This window comes from Nocardiopsis tropica, from assembly GCF_042660575.1.
In the GTDB taxonomy this organism is placed as follows: Bacteria; Actinomycetota; Actinomycetes; order Streptosporangiales; family Streptosporangiaceae; genus Nocardiopsis; species Nocardiopsis tropica.
On record NZ_JBHSUF010000076.1, the window covers coordinates 1 to 501 of the forward strand.

General features: G+C 71.1%; 1 protein-coding gene. It reads left to right on the forward strand.

The window, feature by feature from the left end:
- Positions 1 to 12 precede the first annotated feature (12 nt).
- On the forward strand, positions 13 to 501 hold a 489-nt coding region (locus ACFQBR_RS33650), incomplete at its 3' end, for an acyltransferase domain-containing protein (RefSeq protein WP_378554994.1).

Genomic DNA, 501 nt, shown 5'->3' on the forward strand with positions numbered 1-501 from the left:
GAGGAGTCGGGGGTGCGTGTTCGTCGGATCGCGGTGGACTATGCCTCCCACACCCCGCATGTGGAGCGTTTGCGGGGGTCGTTGGCGTCGGTGTTGGCGGGGGTGGTCTCGCGGCGTCCGGAGATCCCGTTCTACTCGGCGGTGACGGGTCGTCCGGTGGTCGCGGGGGAGTTGGACGCGGGGTACTGGTTCCGGAATCTGGCCGAGCCGGTGTTGTTCGGCAGGGTGACGGAGAGTCTGCTGGCGGACGGGCACGACCTGTTCGTGGAGGCGAGTCCGCATCCGGTGCTGGGTGCCGCTGTGCAGGAGACGGCGGAGGCGGCGGGCCGTGCGGATGCGGTGGTGGTGGGCACGCTGCGTCGTGATGAGGGGGGCGGGGAGCGGTTCCTGGCTTCTCTGGCGCAGGCGTACGCGCACGGCGCGGACATCGACTGGACGGCGGTGTTCGGGCGGGGGGCGCGGGTGGTGGAGCTGCCGACCTACCCCTTCCAACGACAGCGC